Below are 14,714 nucleotides of genomic sequence, written 5' to 3' on the forward strand. Positions count from 1 at the left end.
GTGAATGCGAGAGGATCATGATGAGAGCAAACGAGATGCGTCGCCTGCTGGACGATGTGGCCCAAGGACGGACCACGCCGGACAAGGCCCTGGACCGCTTGTGCTTCACGCCTTTTTTGGAGGTCGGGTGCGGCGTGAACCTGGATACCCATCGGGCCCTGCGCACGGGGCACGGAGAAACGGTTTTCGGTCAGGGAAAGTATCCCGAACAGATGGTCAGGGCCGTGGGGGGGCTGGCCGCTTCCGGGCAGCCGGTTCTGGCCACCAGGGTGAACCGGGAACAGTCCGAAGCGCTGTACGCGGCCTACCCACAGGGCACGTACTGGCCCCGGGCCCGACTTTTCAGTCTGGGCGCGGAACTCCCCGTGAACGAGCCCTGGGCGAAGCAGGGCGCGGTGATCGTGGCCTGCGCCGGGGCCGCGGATCTGCCCGTGGCCCTGGAGGCCTTCGGCACTGCCGCGTTCCTCGGGCTGGACACGGGATTGATCAGCGACGTGGGCGTGGCCGGGCTGCATCGCCTGCAACCGCATATGGAGGCCCTGTTTCAGGCCAAACTGCTGATCGTGGTTGCCGGCATGGAGGGGGCCCTGCCCAGCGTTCTGGCCGGACTGACCGGAAAGCCGATCCTCGCCGTGCCCACCTCCGTGGGATACGGGGCAAGCTTCCAGGGGCTGGCCGCGTTGATGGCCATGCTCAACTCCTGCGCCCCGGGCATCGCCGTCCTGAACATCGACAACGGATACGGGGCGGCCTGCATGGCCGCGAAAGTCCTGGCCCAGTTCGAATTCGGTTCGTGATTGGCGAGGTGCTTTTTTATCCACGGACCTCTGTTCTGGTACTCTGTTCTCATCAAAATCAAAATCGCGATCGAAATCGAAATCGGAAAATCCCGTGCATCACCCCGTGATGACGCCATCTTCTTGGACATGGCGTTTGATTACGATTTCGATGCCGATCCAGATAGCGGGCGAGGATCAAAAACAAATCTGCCTTGGGCCGAATCCCTCTGGGCTTGTCTTCAAGCGCATCCCGCTGTAAACCTTGCCGTCATGGCCCAGCACGACTCGTTCCCCCTCCACCCATCGTCACGCCGGCCGGGCATCCTGTCCGGAAAGCGCCGGAAACCATTCGATGTCGGCTTTTGAGATCCGGGGCAAAGTCGCCCCTTGCACCCTGTTTCGTCCCTTGACGCCAAACCTGGAAGAACTGACCGCCGACGTGGACAGCCGCCTGAGCCAGACACCGGAGTTCTTCCGCAACATGGCCGTCATCGTGGACCTGAGCGGGCTGGGGGAGTTGCGCGAAAGCATCAATTTGCAGGCCCTGGTCCGGACCTTGCGCGAAAAGGGGCTGACGCCCGTGGGAATCCAGGGCGGAAACGAATATCAGGAGCGCCTTGCCCCAACCTTGTACTTGGGGATTTTCCCCACCGGGAAGCAAGCCTCTTCGCCAGTGCCGACGGAACAACCCGCCTGTCCGTCCCAGGAGAAGCAGGCCATGCTGGTGGAAAAACCGGTCCGGTCCGGACAGCAAGTCTATGCCAAGGGCCGCGACCTGATCGTCTTGGCACCAGTCGGTCCGGGTGCCGAAGTCATCGCCGACGGCAACGTACATATCTACGCCCCGTTGCGCGGCCGAGCACTGGCCGGTGTGATGGGCAATGAAAACGCGCGCATCTTTTGCAAGGAATTGCGCGCGGATTTGATTTCCGTGGCTGGATTCTATCAAGTCAGCGAAGACCTGCCCGGGGACATGCTCGGGCGGCAGGTCCAGGTCAGGCTGGACGGTCATCAACTGCTGGTCGAGGCGATCTGATCCGGCCACCGCCAATACTCGAAACACATTCAACACCCTGAACAGCGTTCATGATCAGGAGGAACCGTGGGAAAAGTAATTGTTGTCACTTCCGGCAAGGGAGGAGTCGGGAAAACCACCTCCAGCGCGTCGCTGGCCACCGGCCTGGCACGGCGTGGTTTTCAAACCGCCGTCCTGGATTTCGACGTCGGACTGCGCAACCTGGACCTGATCATGGGCTGCGAGCGGCGGGTGGTTTACGACTTCGTGAACGTCATCCAGGGCGACGCCACGCTGAACCAAGCCTTGATCCGCGACAAACGCGTGGAGAACCTTTATATTCTGCCGGCCTCCCAGACCAAGGACAAGGAAGCCCTGCACCAGGACGGGGTGGCCAAGGTTCTGGAGGACCTGAATTTGCGTTTCGACTTCATCATCTGCGACTCCCCGGCCGGAATCGAACACGGCGCCTTGATGGCCATGCACTTCGCGGACGAAGCCGTCGTGGTCACCAACCCCGAAGTTTCCTCGGTGCGTGATTCAGACCGTATTCTGGGGCTGCTGCAAAGCAAGACCGTCAAGGCCAAGAACGGTGAAATGATCAAGGAACACCTCCTGCTGACCCGGTACGACCCCGAGCGCGTTCAACGAGGGGATATGCTCAGCGTCGAGGACGTTCAGGAAATCCTGGCCATTCCCCTGCTCGGGGTCATCCCGGAATCCAAGTCCGTTCTGACCGCCTCCAACTCCGGTGAACCCGTTATCCTGGACGAAGTCAGCGACGCCGGACAGGCTTATGCCGACGCGGTATCCAGGCTGATCGGGGAAGACGTCGCTCACCGTTTCATCCAGCCGGTCAAGAAGGGATTCTTTTCGCGGTTATTGGGGGGCTGAGATGGGTATTTTCAGCTATTTTCGGCCAAAGAAGTCCACGGCCCAGGTCGCCAAGAACCGCCTGCAAATCATTGTCGCCCATGAACGCGCCCAGAACTCGGGCTACGACTTCCTGCCCAGACTGCGCCAGGAAATCCTGCTCGTGGTCCAGAAATACGTCCATGTGGAGCTGGAACACATCAATGTGGACGTGAATCGCGACGGGGACTGCGAAGTATTGGAATTCAACGTCACTCTGCCGGACAGCAAATCATAGCCCAGTGGCCCATTTGGGCATGCACGCCATGTGTCTGATCAGGACATCTGTTTTTGTCAGCGATTGCGGCCTTTTGTATCTTGCTCGCTGACGGCCGCCCTCCTCTTGCCAGCCTCCGAACCATTGCTGGCGACTCAGGATTTTTCTCCCCGCTTGGGGATATCAATCCCGTATTTCCGCACCTTGTAATGTATCGCCCTTCGGCTGATGCCCAGAAGGCTGGCGGCATCCTTTTGCACCCAGTTCACATGCTTAAGAGCACGAACAATCGCGTTGCGCTCGCTTTCGTCCAGGGAAAGCACCGAGGCGTCAGGCTGCTGCGCGGATGGCTCTAGGAGCAGATTCTCGGCGGTGAGTACCGGATTGTCCGACAAAAGGGCGGACACCTCCAGTACATGGCGTAACTCCCGGACATTCCCCGGCCATGAATGTTTCTCCAGGCGAAGCAGGGCGGCCTCCGAAAGGCCGGGGCACGGCATGTTGGACTGTTCACAGAATGATTTCAGAAAAAAATTCGCCAGAGCAGGGATATCCTCCCGCCGATCCCGCAACGGCGGGACGTGCGCACGAACGACCTTTAGGCGATAGTATAGGTCCTCGCGGAACATCCCTTGTCCGACCATGGCCGCCAAATCGGCATTGGTGGCCGCGACAACCCGGCAATTGACCGTGGTGGTATGCACATCGCCAAGCCTGCGAACGGTCTTTTCCTGCAGGAACCGCAGCAGTCGTGTCTGCATTTCCGTGGAAATATTGCCGATTTCATCCAGAAACAGTGTCCCTCCGTTCGCCGCCTGGATCAGGCCCTGCTTCTCCTGTAGGGCATGGGTGAAGGCGCCTTTGATGTGGCCGAAAAGTTCACTTTCCAGCAACGTCGATTGCGTTGATCCGCAATCAACCACCACCAGCGGCCCTTTTGCCCGTCTGCTCAATCGATGCAGCAACCGGGCAACAAGTTCCTTGCCTGTTCCGGATTCTCCCTCAATGAGCACGGTGACGTCACTTGGGGCAACACGCTTGATCAACGTCAGCAACTTGGCCATGGCCGGGCTTTGCCCGGTTACCAGCCCGATATCCCCCATGTCGGAAGGGGCGAGGCTCGTCGTTCGGGTGTTCGGCCTTCCGGCGAGCACCTCTTTGACCTTGGCAACGAGCTCCCGCCCATCGAACGGCTTGGTTAAATAGTCGGCCGCCCCCTGTTGGACGGACGCCACGGCTTCGGGGATGCGTCCATAGGCCGTCAGCAAAATAACCGGCAATCCGGGCCATCCCTTCCGAACTTCTTTCAACAGCTCCTGGCCGTTCAGTCCGGGCATCCGGATGTCGGAAAGCACCAGATCAACGGCTTGGTCGTGCAATTGCGCCAAGGCGTCCTTACCGTCCTGGGCGGTCAGGACGAAAAAACCGGCGGAAGCCAGCCGTGTCTCCAGGAGGTGGAGAATGTTCGGGTCGTCATCCACCACCAGGATGCAATTTTCAACGAGATTTTCAACTTGGCTCAATTGACGACTCCAGGCACGGAGAGTTGACGTTTCTGTTGCTCCAAAAACTGAAACAAGGCCTCGAGTTCCTCGACCTGGCTCCGCAGCAGAGTGACTTCTTCCCGTAACGCCGCGACCTGTTTGGACTTCACCTCGAATTCCGTTCGCAGCACTCGGCTATCCTGTCGCGCAGCATGGAATTCCAAGGCAACCTGGAGCACGGGGCGCATCAGATCCGGGTTCAGGGGCACGTCTCCAGCCCCGAGTCTCAAAGCGAGATGATCAAAATCGCGCAAATGCCGTTCAATCGCGTCCACGTCCTCAGCGGACAGCAAGCCGGAAAGAACGGCTCCCAACATCGCCCTGTCCAAAATGTCCACCTTGTCCGTCTCCAGGGCAGCCCTGAGGAACAGCGACCGCGCCTCGACATAGTCCTCACGCTGGTAGGCGCTCAACGCCCGTGCCAGCCGATCGTGGCCAAGGCTCCAGTCGAGTTCGCCCAACGCAGGGTGAAACAGGTCCCCGCCCAGCCTCCACGGCGTCCCCCTGGGGGAACAGCCCAAGAGCGTCGTGATCAGTAAAACCGTCAGGACGAAAGCAATTGTTCGAAACGGTCGTCGCATGCGCCTTACGCCTGATGGTCCGTGACCAGAGGGAGCGTGAAACAGAACGCGCTTCCGGTTGATGATGTATTCTCCAACCATATCTCTCCTGAGTGCGCCTCGATGATCCGCCGGGAAATACTCAAGCCCAGCCCGGCTCCATCGGAAATTTTTTGGACGTTTTCTCCACGGTAGAAACGTTGAAAAACATACTTTCGTTCTCCCGGGGGGATTCCCGGGCCTTGGTCCATGACACAGGTTTTCACCATACTGGATGCCTCCAGCACCGTGATGTTGATCGTAACCAATGAGCCACACGGGGCGAATTTCAGGGCATTTCCCAGTAGGTTGAAGAGCACTTGCTGGATATGTTCCTTGTCGGCCAAAACCCATACAAATTCCTGCAGGCGAGGCGCTTCGACGATGATGGACTTCTTCACGGCAATGGGTTGGATACGCTGGATGGCTTCGCGAACCAGATCCAGGAGGGACAGGGCTTGCACGGAGAGGTCGATCCGCTTTGAACCCAGGTTGGATATCTGCATCAATTTCGCAAGCAGATCGGAAAGCCTGCGAGCCTCTTTTTGCGCAATATCCAGGTAGGCTGACTGGCGTTGATCTACCGTCCCCAGAACCCCGTCCTGGACGAGACTGACGGCCTCCCGGATGCTTGTCAACGGCGTACGGATTTCGTGACTGAGCATGGATATGAACTCGGCGCGCATCCGGGCTTCCACCTCAAGACGTTCGGCCATTTCGTTGAAGGCTCCAGCCAACTCCCCCAATTCATCAGAGGAATTTGTCCGGATCGGCTGGAATTCCTCATCATTGGCCATTCTGCTGATGCCCAGACGGATTTCCCGTAGTGAGCGATTCAAATGCAGGGCAATTCCCAGGCTCGCTGCTACACCCAAAAAAGTCGCCGCCGCGAGCCCCACGAGACCCCAACGGTATGCGGCCGCCCCTCTGGCGTAAATCTCCTGAACGCTCACATTGATCCGTTCAAAAAGATTCAGCCGATCCATCGAAATCAGGGTGATCCACCGCTCAGTACGTTCTTCACCGGGAAGTTCGGCATGATCCCCATTGTGGAGATATTTTGCAAGGTCCGCCTGCAGGAAGGATATTCCTGGAGAAGGGTCACCTTGGATGACGAACCCGCCCACCAGGAAACGAAGGGTTTCCAGGTGATCCCAAGAGGCCGAAAGATATTCCTCCCGGCCCAAAATCTCGTACTTCCGAAGATTTTCAAGATAACTCAAGAGAGTACCCATGACCTGATCGGATTTTGCGACCCTGGCGAAATCTTCACTGACGATCCGTCCCGACGTGGAGACGACATCCTTGATGCCCCAAAAAAGGGAAAAGGTTATGATGTAAAAGATCGTAATCAAAGCGAGACTCCAAACCAGGAGTTTCGTCGTTACCCCGATGCGCAACGGAATCGATTCCCTGCCCATTATTCCTCCCACTCCAGCGTTGCTCCGTGGCCTTCGTCCCGTCTCTATCATGACAGGCCACTTCACGGATCACAACCGCGCGATGCAATGGCCCCCCACGGCATCGCCAACCCCATATCAAAAAGGGCATGGAGGAAAAGACGGATAGCTTTGCTCCAGCTTTAGGGAGACTTCCAGACATAGTGATTTTCCAATTCTCTAGCCTCTGCCTCCTGTCAGACACGGATCACTTGTTGTTCCGACTTTCAATCAGGGAAGGGTGTGCAAAAAATGAAACCAGAGTACCGAAATCGCACGACAAGGCCTAGGGGCTTAACATGAAAAACCATTAAATTCAATGGTCTATGTATGGCACGCGGTTTGCTTTGTCGAGATTGTCTCCGGTCATTGGGGACTGGAGTTATAATCCGAACTGTCACGTCGTCAGGATGTGGCCTAATGAAATGGAGGTTGTATGAGAGGTTTTATGACTGGAATCGTTTTGGGCTTCGTTTTTATGGTTCCCTTTGCACTGGTCGCGGGAACGTTCGAAAAAGGGCAGGATATGATTGTTTGCATTCATGAGGGAAGCATGAACATTGTGATCACGGAAGAAGAGTGCCCAGGTGAAACCCGTTCAGGCACTCTCGTCGATGTGTCGAGCGAGCATGTCGATGTGCAGGTTGGTGAGGAAGTGTTTCGCGTGCCTTTGACTCAGTAACGGGAAGGCTGGTCCCGAAAGGTATTTTCGTTTCCGGGGCCATGTGCCATAGCAGGAGGTTGCCGCAAAAGTCGCCCTCACCTTCCAGAGGTGGGTACATGCCCATCCCAATCAGTGCAGGGGCCCTGAAATTGGCTCGCGTGGGAATAAGGTAATTCGAGGGTCGGCGATAATCTGCGGTGGCCTCCTGCCTCCGAGCGAGAAGAATTTAATGCCTTCCGCGGAAATGATCTCTCATGGTTGCGCAACGAGATAATGCAGATGAATACTGAATTTTATCTTTGAAGGAATGTCGATTATGAAAAAAAAATCCTGTTCCGCGGAAGATGTGGCCTCCGCATGCATTGAAAAAATTCACAGTACGCGACAACCGAAAGCTGTTTTTCTATTCAGCGGCACGGACCTCCAGGTTGTCGGTGCGGAAACCAAAAAATATGCCCGGCTGCTCAAGACCCATCCGAAAAATTTTCTAGGGATCTATGATTCGCGGGCGACAATGGACTGGCTGTGTGAGGACGTCTGGTACATGTTCACAAATATGGCTTGAATATTGATTCTGTATGGTAATTTTCGAACGGGCACGGCTTCTCTCCTTTTTAGTGTGTCACTTCGCCCGATTAGTCGTCATAATTTTGGATATGGTTCCTTAGTATCAATCAGACCAGGAACATTCCGCCAAGCAGCGGGTATGTTTTTCCGCGGCAGGATAAAAAACCGTGGTAGGGCGAATACTCATTTTGGAGAAAATGAATGATTTTTCATAATTTCATTGGCATGAGTCTTGTCTTCATTGCGTGCATGATCATCGCAATCCATTCGCTCTCACGAACAAAAAAAAAGCATCCTGGAGAAGATCTACTTTCCGACAAGCGCTGACCATGAAAACGCAACTAGAGGGGGGGCTGCAAAATCTCCGTACAAACAAACCCTGATGGAGCTAAAAATATACATGACGATGCTTTCACGGATGGCCCCTCTTCTATTTTTCTCGATCTTACTGAACGTAGACGATCTGTTTGCCAGATCGGCATACGTCGCGGAACTACAGCAGATTACTCAACGTACCGGTCCATCCACTGACCATCGGATCGTAAAGATGCTGCCCTCCGGAGCCTTGCTGACCGTCCTGGAAGAGAGTGATGGATGGCTGCGTGTGCGGGATGCGGATGGGAGCATTGGGTGGGTACTGCTGCGCTTCACCACAACAGAACTGCCTGCGCGGTTGCAACTGGAACAACTCCGGCAAGAACATGCAGACCTTCGAGAGGCATCCGGCGGAGCTGTGGGCCGGATCGCCGAGTTGGAGGCGGCAAAGCATCAACTGGAGAGCGCCCTTTCTGAATCAATCAGGAATCATGATGTCTTGGAGCGGGAACACACGACGTTGCTCTCGGAAGCCGCCCATGTCGTGGAACTTCGTGAGCGCCATGACACCACTATGGCGCAATTGGAACAGGCGCAAGTCAGGGTTCGAAAGCTCAGCTCCGATAACGAAGAACTCCGGGCATCCGAGCGTCTCCGCTGGTTTCTACTCGGTGGCGGAATCGTTTTCACGGCTTGGTTATTCGGCTTCTTGAGCGGTCGGATGCAACGAAAACGCCGTTCTGGCCTGCAATACTGATCCCGGCCGTCCCTCAAAAGGCAGGGAGATATAATAGTCCGCTGAAAAACTCCCAATTGTTGCGTCGCCGTGAAAAGTTCAAACTCTCACGTATCAATAAAGACGCTTCGACCTTGATTCGATTGCCAGGACGCCAAATCGAAAATGTGGCGAAGCCACAGCCCGTGAGGGCCGGACACAGGACGTGTCCGGTAGCTTTTCTTGCTCCTTGCACTTGGGGTTTTTGAACGGACTGCCGACATAGGCCTTTTTCAACACTCAGATAAGGGGAGACTCTATTCCAGGTCGGGATGCCGACTTCGACTTTTTGCGCGAAATTTCGCCCAGAGACTGTTTCAGGCCAGCTCAATCAGCGTCATTCGCGGAAGGCGATAACTGCTGGCTGGAAAGGAAATCCCGATAGGTTGCTACCAAGCCCTCTTGCAAACCGAAGGTGGGCTCCCAACCCAAGCCCCGTATTCGGGAGACGTCCAGCAGCTTGCGCGGAGTGCCGTCCGGTTTGTCCGTGTCCCAGGCGATCTCCCCTTCGTACCCGACGGTCTCGCGGACTATTTCCGCCAGTTCGCGGATGGTCTGGTCCTCGCCGGAGCCGATGTTCAGCAGCGGCGCGACATCCTCCCTCAGCAGTCCGGCATAGCCCGCCTCGGGCAAGCCCATCAGGAACACACAGGCCAAGGCCAGGTCGTCCACGTGCAGAAACTCACGGCGCGGCGAGCCCGTGCCCCAGAGCGTGACGTGCGGCGCGCCGGAGATTTTGGCTTCATGGAACTTGCGGATCATCGCCGGGATGACGTGGCTGCCGGCCAGGTCGTAGTTGTCGTTGGGGCCGTAGAGGTTGGTGGGCATCACGGCCAGATAGCGCGTCCCGTACTCCCGGTTATAGGCCCAGCACATCTCGATGCCCGCGATCTTGGCCACGGCGTAGGGCCGGTTGGTGGGCTCCAGGGGGCCGGTGAGCAGGTACTCCTCCTTCATGGGCTGGGGGCAGTCCCTGGGAAAGATGCAAGACGATCCCAGAAAGATCAGCCGACGCACTCCGCTTCGCCACGCCTCGTGGATCACGTTGGTCTGGATGGCCAGATTGACGTGGATGAACTGAGCCGGATAGGTATTGTTGGCCAAAATTCCACCCACCTTGGCCGCTGCCAGGAAGACGTAGTCCGGACGTTCTTGCTCGAAAAACCGGCGCACGGCCCCCTGCTCGGTCAGATCCAGTTCCGCGCTGGTCCGCTGGAGAACGTTCCGACACCCCTTGGCCTCCAAAGTCCGAACCAGAGCCGAACCTACCAGGCCGCGATGGCCGGCTACGTAGATTTTTGCGTCGTTTTGCATGGCGATGTGTTATTGCAGAGTTTGGTTCTCTTCGTTTTTTCGAAACCCATGTTCGAACTCCGGGGCGTAAAGCCTGGAGGTGGTGGCCAGTTCCTGGCTGGGAAGGACGAGGAAGATGGTCTGGCGTTCCCAGAGAGGTTTTGCCTCGGTCTTGGCCAGCTTGTCCAGGGTCAGGCGCTGGATGTCTTCCTCGGGCCAGCCGACGCGGTGGGCGGCGATGATCGTGGTGTCCGGGGGGTAGCCGCCGTCAAGCAGTTCCCGGGCCAGCTTTTGGTGGCTTGGGCCGCTGAGGTAGACGGCCAGGGCCGCCTGGTGAACGGCCAGTCCCCGCAGTTGTTCCAGTTCGGGGACTCTGGTCCGGCCGTCCAGGCGGGTCAGGATCAGGGTCTGGCAAATCTTGGGAATGGTGAAGGATACGTTGGCCGCCGCCGCCGCGGCCATGGCCGCGGTCACGCCCGGGACCACGGCATAGGAAATCCCCTCCGCGTCCAGGAGGCGGGCCTGTTCGCGCACCGCGCCGTACAGGCCGGGATCGCCGGTGTGCAGCCGGACCACTCGATGACCCGAGCGGACCGCGTTCCGGATCAGTTCATGGGTCTGGTCCAGGGTCAGTCCGGAGGAGTCCACGATTCGGCATTCGAACCCGGCCCCTTCCAGCATGGCCACCGGGACCAGGGACCCGGCGTAGATGATCAGGTCCGCCTCCCGGATCAGCCGTTGGGCCTTGAGAGTAAGCAGTTCCGGGTCTCCAGGACCCGCGCCGACGAAGGAGACGTTGGAAGAAGGCGTTGAACTCATGGCATGGGCTTGCGACTGCTGAGCAGGAAGACGGGGTTTTGGGCGCTGATGCGCACGTCGTCGGCCAGGGGAGCGCCGTGCCCGGCCTGGACCTGGACGATTTCCAGACCAAGGCCGTGGTGCTCCAGAAGTGTTTTGGCCCGGTGCATGCTTCCCAGAAGCACGGTCGCGGCCACCAGCTTGCCGCCGGGCTTGAGCCTGTCCCAGGCTGATTCCAAAATATCCTTCGAAACATCACCCGGATCGCGGCCCTGCATGTTTCGTGGGCTGCTTCGTGGGCTGTTTTGGGGGCTGCATCCTAAACTGCTTCCGAGGCCGCCGCCGAGAAAGATCCGATCCGGGTGGGGCAACGTTTCCAGACAGTCGGGCATCTGGCCGTGGACCACCTGGACCCAGAAGGCGTTGGTTCGCCGGACGTTCTCCCGGATCATCGCGACGCGGCGCTCCTCCCGCTCCACGGCCACCACGCCGCCCCTGGGCAGGAGCAGGCCGGCTTCGATGCCCACGGAACCGCACCCGGCCCCCAGATCCCAGAGCAGATGATCCGGCTCCAGGGCCAGGGCCGCCAGGGCCGCGGCCCGAATCGTCGGTTTGGTGATCAGGCCGCGCTCGTGAACGTAATCCTCTACGGCCATTCCCAGGGTCAGGGTGATTTCCGGCTCTCGGACTCGTTCCAGGAGGACGAGGTTCAACGGAGAAAAGGCCCGTCCGGCGGCCTGTTCCAAGGAGTACGCTCCCCAATTCTGGCTGGGCAGCCCCAAGTCCTCGAAAACCCACATCCGGAAGTTGTCCGCCCCGCGCTCCATAAGCATCCCGGCCAGGACCGCCGGGGCATGCCGCTCGTCCGTATACACGGCCACCCGATGGTTGCGGCCCAGGGCCGCGAATAACGACGCGGTTCGATCCCGACCGTGCAGGGAGACCGCCGGGACGTTCTGCCAAGCGATGCCCAGCAGCGCGGCGGCTGCCTGGAGCGTGGTGGTTCCGGGATGCAGCCGAACGTTTTCGCGCCCCAGACGGCGGACCAGCAGCGGGCCGATTCCGTAAAAACAGGGGTCCCCGCCCACCAGCACCACCACGCGGCGTCCGGCTTCCCAGGCCTGGTCCAATCGTTCCAGCGGCGAGGCTAGGGGAGCCTTGAGCACGACTCGTTCGCCCCGGAAATTCGGGAAGTCCGCCTGGATGCGTTCCCCGGCGGCCAGCATGTCCGCCTCCTGGATCAAGCGTTCCAGTTCCGCATGGCCATGCCGCGGCCCTTGTCCCAGTCCGACGACGTCGATGGGATGGCGGATCGGCTGGACATGATGGATGGACATGGTTCGGGCCTGGGGTTGCGCGAGGGCTGGATGCTGAATATGACAACCTTTCTTGACGGCTGGAGAACGTCTTGCCGGGCCGAAGGACCGTTTGTCAGGAATCCTTCACGGCAAGGCGAAATAGGTGTTCAACCGGACCGCCTCGGCGGTCATGCTTACCAAAGGTTCGGAACATGAGCAAAGAAAACGTCGGCGTCAGAATCCGCAACTTGCGGGAGGAGCGGGAAATCAACCGGGAGCAGTTGGCCGAGCGCACTGGTTTGGCTCCGGAATTCATCTCCCGCATGGAAGACTCCGGGGATGTCCCCTCCCTCGGCCCGTTGCTGAAGGTCGCCCGGGGCCTGGGCGTGCGGCTGGGCACCTTTCTGGACGATCAGGTCAGCCGCGATCCGCTGATCGTGCGCCTCGAAGAACGCCAGGCCGGGCTGAACATGCACAAGGACCACGGCGGTCCGCTGGCCCTGCGCTTCTTCCCCTTGGGCCTGGGCAAGACCGACAGGCACATGGAGCCCTTCTTCATCCAGGTGCTCCCCGACCCGGCCCGGGAAAAAAGCCTTTCCGCCCATGAGGGCGAGGAATTCATCGTCGTCGTATCCGGAGAGATCGAGCTGCGCTACGGCCGGGAGACCCAGCGACTCAAGGCCGGAGACTCGGTCTACTACAACTCCGCGATTCCGCATCACGTGGGAGCGGTGGGCCCGGAACCGGCGGAGATCTACGCGGTATTGTACATCCCTGAGTAACGTTCCGAACAGGTAGTTGCTCAACAAACGTCCATCTGGGGAGCATTCGTGGACAAGCCAATTCTTCGAGAAATCACCCTGGGCCGACTTCTGGACGAGGCCGTCAGGGACTATCCGGACAATGACGCCGTGGTCTACGTGGACCGCAACTTTCGCCTCACCTACCAGGAGTTCGGGGAGGTGGTGGATCAACTGGCCAAGGGCCTGATGCACCTGGGGGTGCAAAAAGGGGAGAAAGTGGCGGTCTGGGCCACCAACGTGCCTTACTGGGTGGCGCTGCAGTTCGCCACGGCCAAGATCGGCGCGGTGCTCCTGACCGTGAACACCAACTACAAATCCAACGAACTGGCCTATCTCCTGGAGCAGTCCGAGGCGGAGAACATCTTTCTGATCGACGGATTCCGGGATACGGACTACGTGGCCACGGTCAACGAACTGGTCCCCGAACTGCGCGTCGACGCCCGGGGGCACCTGCGCAGCAAACGTTTTCCGCACTTGAAGCGGGTCTTTTTTCTGGGGCCGGAAAAACACCGGGGCATGTACTCCATTCCTGAACTGCTGGCCCTGGGGCACATGGTTTCCCAGGCCGACTATCTGGCCAGACAGGCCACGCTGGATCCCCACGACGTGGTGAACATGCAGTACACCTCCGGGACCACCGGCTTCCCCAAAGGGGTGATGCTCACCCACTACAACATCGCCAACAACGGCTTCTGGATCGGCGAGAACCAGCTTTTCACCCACAAGGACCGGATCTGCCTGCCCGTGCCCCTGTTTCACTGCTTCGGTTGCGTGCTGGGCGTGCTGGCCGCGGTCAGCCACGGCAGCACCCTGGTCATCCTGGAAGGGTTCAACCCGGTGCATGTGATGGCCTCGGTGGAGCAGGAGCGCTGCACGGCCCTCTACGGCGTGCCGACCATGTTCATCGCCGTGCTGGAGCACCGCCTCTTTCCCAAGTTCGACTTCAGCTCCCTGCGCACCGGAATCATGGCCGGTTCGCCCTGTCCGGTGCGGGTGATGCGCCAGGTCATGGAAAAGATGTACATGCGCGACATCACCATCTGCTACGGCCTGACCGAGACCTCGCCGGTGATGACCCAGACCCGGGTGGACGACGACGTCAACCGCCGGGTGGCCACGGTGGGTCGGGCCATGCCGGCCATCGAGGTCCGGGTGGTGGACCCGGAAACCAACCAGCCCGTGCCGCCGGGCGTCCAGGGCGAGGTCTGCTGCCGGGGCTACAACGTGATGAAGGGCTACTACAACATGCCCGAGGCCACGGCCCAGACCATCGACGCGGACGGCTGGCTGCATTCCGGGGACCTGGGCGTGATGGACGAGGACGGCTACCTGGCCATCACCGGACGGATCAAGGACATGATCATCCGGGGCGGGGAGAACGTTTATCCGCGGGAGATCGAGGAATTTCTGTACACCATGGAGGGAATTTCCGACGTCCAGGTGGTGGGCGTGGCCAGCCGCAAGTACGGGGAGGAGGTGGGCGCGTTCATCGTTCCCAAGCCCGGCGTGACGCTTACGCCGGAAGAGGTCAGGGACTTCTGCCGGGGGAAGATCGCTCGCTACAAGACGCCGAGATACATCGCCTTCGTGCAGTCCTACCCCATGACCGCCAGCGGCAAGATCCAGAAATACAAACTGCGCGAAACCGCGGCCAAGCTGTTTCCCGAGGCCATGCGCTGACCGGAGGAGGCGGCCC

At 59.1% G+C, this 14,714-nt stretch carries 15 protein-coding genes; 9 read left to right on the top strand and 6 right to left on the bottom strand.

Annotated elements, in window-relative coordinates; genetic code table 11:
* The first annotated feature begins 17 nt into the window (after positions 1–17).
* From larB to minE, 4 genes are all read left to right on the top strand, one after another.
* Positions 18–797, top strand: a complete 780-nt coding sequence (gene larB, locus C6366_RS12670; protein WP_306460433.1) for a nickel pincer cofactor biosynthesis protein LarB — start codon at positions 18–20, stop codon at positions 795–797.
* A 334-nt stretch (positions 798–1,131) separates the two neighbouring features.
* A complete protein-coding gene (gene minC, locus C6366_RS12680; RefSeq protein WP_107738431.1) occupies positions 1,132–1,815 on the top strand; it encodes a septum site-determining protein MinC in 684 nt (227 codons plus the stop codon).
* 66 nt (positions 1,816–1,881) lie between these two features.
* Complete coding sequence (gene minD, locus C6366_RS12685) at positions 1,882–2,688, top strand: septum site-determining protein MinD (protein WP_107738433.1); 807 nt, start codon at positions 1,882–1,884, stop codon at positions 2,686–2,688.
* A 1-nt stretch (position 2,689) separates the two neighbouring features.
* Positions 2,690–2,944, top strand: a complete 255-nt coding sequence (minE, locus tag C6366_RS12690; RefSeq protein WP_107738435.1) for a cell division topological specificity factor MinE — start codon at positions 2,690–2,692, stop codon at positions 2,942–2,944.
* Between the two features lie 134 nt (positions 2,945–3,078).
* Here the strand turns inward: minE and C6366_RS12695 are convergent, their stop codons facing one another.
* The 3 genes from C6366_RS12695 to C6366_RS12705 are packed head-to-tail and all read right to left on the bottom strand — an operon-like array spanning position 3,079 to position 6,487.
* Positions 3,079–4,446 (bottom strand): sigma-54 dependent transcriptional regulator, encoded by a 1,368-nt coding sequence (locus tag C6366_RS12695; protein WP_107738437.1) that lies wholly within the window; start codon positions 4,444–4,446, stop codon positions 3,079–3,081.
* A complete protein-coding gene (locus C6366_RS12700) occupies positions 4,443–5,048 on the bottom strand; it encodes a hypothetical protein (RefSeq protein WP_107738439.1) in 606 nt (201 codons plus the stop codon). The genes C6366_RS12695 and C6366_RS12700 overlap by 4 nt, the downstream gene beginning before the upstream one ends.
* Before the next feature lie 5 nt (positions 5,049–5,053).
* Entirely contained in the window at positions 5,054–6,487 is a 1,434-nt protein-coding gene (locus C6366_RS12705; protein ID WP_158269772.1) for a HAMP domain-containing sensor histidine kinase, read from the bottom strand.
* 466 nt (positions 6,488–6,953) lie between these two features.
* On the opposite strand from C6366_RS12705, the gene C6366_RS12710 reads away from it, so the two are divergent.
* The 3 genes from C6366_RS12710 to C6366_RS12720 all read left to right on the top strand — a co-directional run bounded on the left by C6366_RS12710 (position 6,954) and on the right by C6366_RS12720 (position 8,808).
* Positions 6,954–7,187: a hypothetical protein gene (locus tag C6366_RS12710; protein ID WP_146164848.1), complete on the top strand. Its 234-nt coding sequence runs from the start codon at positions 6,954–6,956 to the stop codon at positions 7,185–7,187.
* A 298-nt stretch (positions 7,188–7,485) separates the two neighbouring features.
* Positions 7,486–7,734, top strand: coding sequence for a hypothetical protein (locus C6366_RS12715; RefSeq protein WP_107738445.1), 249 nt, complete (start codon positions 7,486–7,488; stop codon positions 7,732–7,734).
* 402 nt (positions 7,735–8,136) lie between these two features.
* Positions 8,137–8,808 carry a TIGR04211 family SH3 domain-containing protein gene (locus C6366_RS12720; RefSeq protein ID WP_158269773.1) on the top strand — a complete coding sequence of 224 codons (672 nt, stop codon included), beginning with the start codon at positions 8,137–8,139 and terminating at the stop codon, positions 8,806–8,808.
* Positions 8,809–9,153: 345 nt separating this feature from the next.
* Here the strand turns inward: C6366_RS12720 and C6366_RS12725 are convergent, their stop codons facing one another.
* From C6366_RS12725 to cbiE, 3 genes are read right to left on the bottom strand one after another with little or no spacing between them, the layout of a single operon-like run.
* On the bottom strand, positions 9,154–10,140 hold the full coding sequence (locus C6366_RS12725; RefSeq protein ID WP_107738449.1) for a GDP-L-fucose synthase: 987 nt from the start codon (positions 10,138–10,140) through the stop codon (positions 9,154–9,156).
* Between the two features lie 9 nt (positions 10,141–10,149).
* Complete coding sequence (cobM, locus tag C6366_RS12730; RefSeq protein ID WP_107738451.1) at positions 10,150–10,938, bottom strand: precorrin-4 C(11)-methyltransferase; 789 nt, start codon at positions 10,936–10,938, stop codon at positions 10,150–10,152.
* Positions 10,935–12,254 carry a precorrin-6y C5,15-methyltransferase (decarboxylating) subunit CbiE gene (cbiE, locus tag C6366_RS12735; RefSeq protein ID WP_107738453.1) on the bottom strand — a complete coding sequence of 440 codons (1,320 nt, stop codon included), beginning with the start codon at positions 12,252–12,254 and terminating at the stop codon, positions 10,935–10,937. The genes cobM and cbiE overlap by 4 nt, the downstream gene beginning before the upstream one ends.
* Before the next feature lie 173 nt (positions 12,255–12,427).
* On the opposite strand from cbiE, the gene C6366_RS12740 reads away from it, so the two are divergent.
* Positions 12,428–12,997, top strand: a complete 570-nt coding sequence (locus C6366_RS12740) for a helix-turn-helix domain-containing protein (protein ID WP_107738455.1) — start codon at positions 12,428–12,430, stop codon at positions 12,995–12,997.
* A gap of 48 nt (positions 12,998–13,045) precedes the next feature.
* Positions 13,046–14,698 (top strand): AMP-binding protein, encoded by a 1,653-nt coding sequence (locus C6366_RS12745; protein WP_107738457.1) that lies wholly within the window; start codon positions 13,046–13,048, stop codon positions 14,696–14,698.
* Positions 14,699–14,714: the final 16 nt, after the last annotated feature.

Origin of the sequence: Desulfonatronum sp. SC1 (genome assembly GCF_003046795.1) — a bacterium.
Lineage (GTDB): Bacteria > Desulfobacterota > Desulfovibrionia > Desulfovibrionales > Desulfonatronaceae > Desulfonatronum.

Bases quoted from the DNA above. Each gene is read 5' to 3' on its own strand.
- larB (WP_306460433.1), top strand. From the start codon at position 18: ATGATGAGAGCAAACGAGATGCGTCGCCTGCTGGACGATGTGGCCCAA.
- minC (WP_107738431.1), top strand. From the start codon at position 1,132: ATGTCGGCTTTTGAGATCCGGGGCAAAGTCGCCCCTTGCACCCTGTTT.
- minE (WP_107738435.1), top strand. From the start codon at position 2,690: ATGGGTATTTTCAGCTATTTTCGGCCAAAGAAGTCCACGGCCCAGGTC.
- C6366_RS12700 (WP_107738439.1), bottom strand. From the start codon at position 5,048: ATGCGACGACCGTTTCGAACAATTGCTTTCGTCCTGACGGTTTTACTG.
- C6366_RS12705 (WP_158269772.1), bottom strand. From the start codon at position 6,487: ATGGGCAGGGAATCGATTCCGTTGCGCATCGGGGTAACGACGAAACTC.
- C6366_RS12710 (WP_146164848.1), top strand. From the start codon at position 6,954: ATGACTGGAATCGTTTTGGGCTTCGTTTTTATGGTTCCCTTTGCACTG.
- C6366_RS12715 (WP_107738445.1), top strand. From the start codon at position 7,486: ATGAAAAAAAAATCCTGTTCCGCGGAAGATGTGGCCTCCGCATGCATT.
- C6366_RS12720 (WP_158269773.1), top strand. From the start codon at position 8,137: ATGACGATGCTTTCACGGATGGCCCCTCTTCTATTTTTCTCGATCTTA.
- C6366_RS12725 (WP_107738449.1), bottom strand. From the start codon at position 10,140: ATGCAAAACGACGCAAAAATCTACGTAGCCGGCCATCGCGGCCTGGTA.
- cobM (WP_107738451.1), bottom strand. From the start codon at position 10,938: ATGAGTTCAACGCCTTCTTCCAACGTCTCCTTCGTCGGCGCGGGTCCT.
- cbiE (WP_107738453.1), bottom strand. From the start codon at position 12,254: ATGTCCATCCATCATGTCCAGCCGATCCGCCATCCCATCGACGTCGTC.
- C6366_RS12740 (WP_107738455.1), top strand. From the start codon at position 12,428: ATGAGCAAAGAAAACGTCGGCGTCAGAATCCGCAACTTGCGGGAGGAG.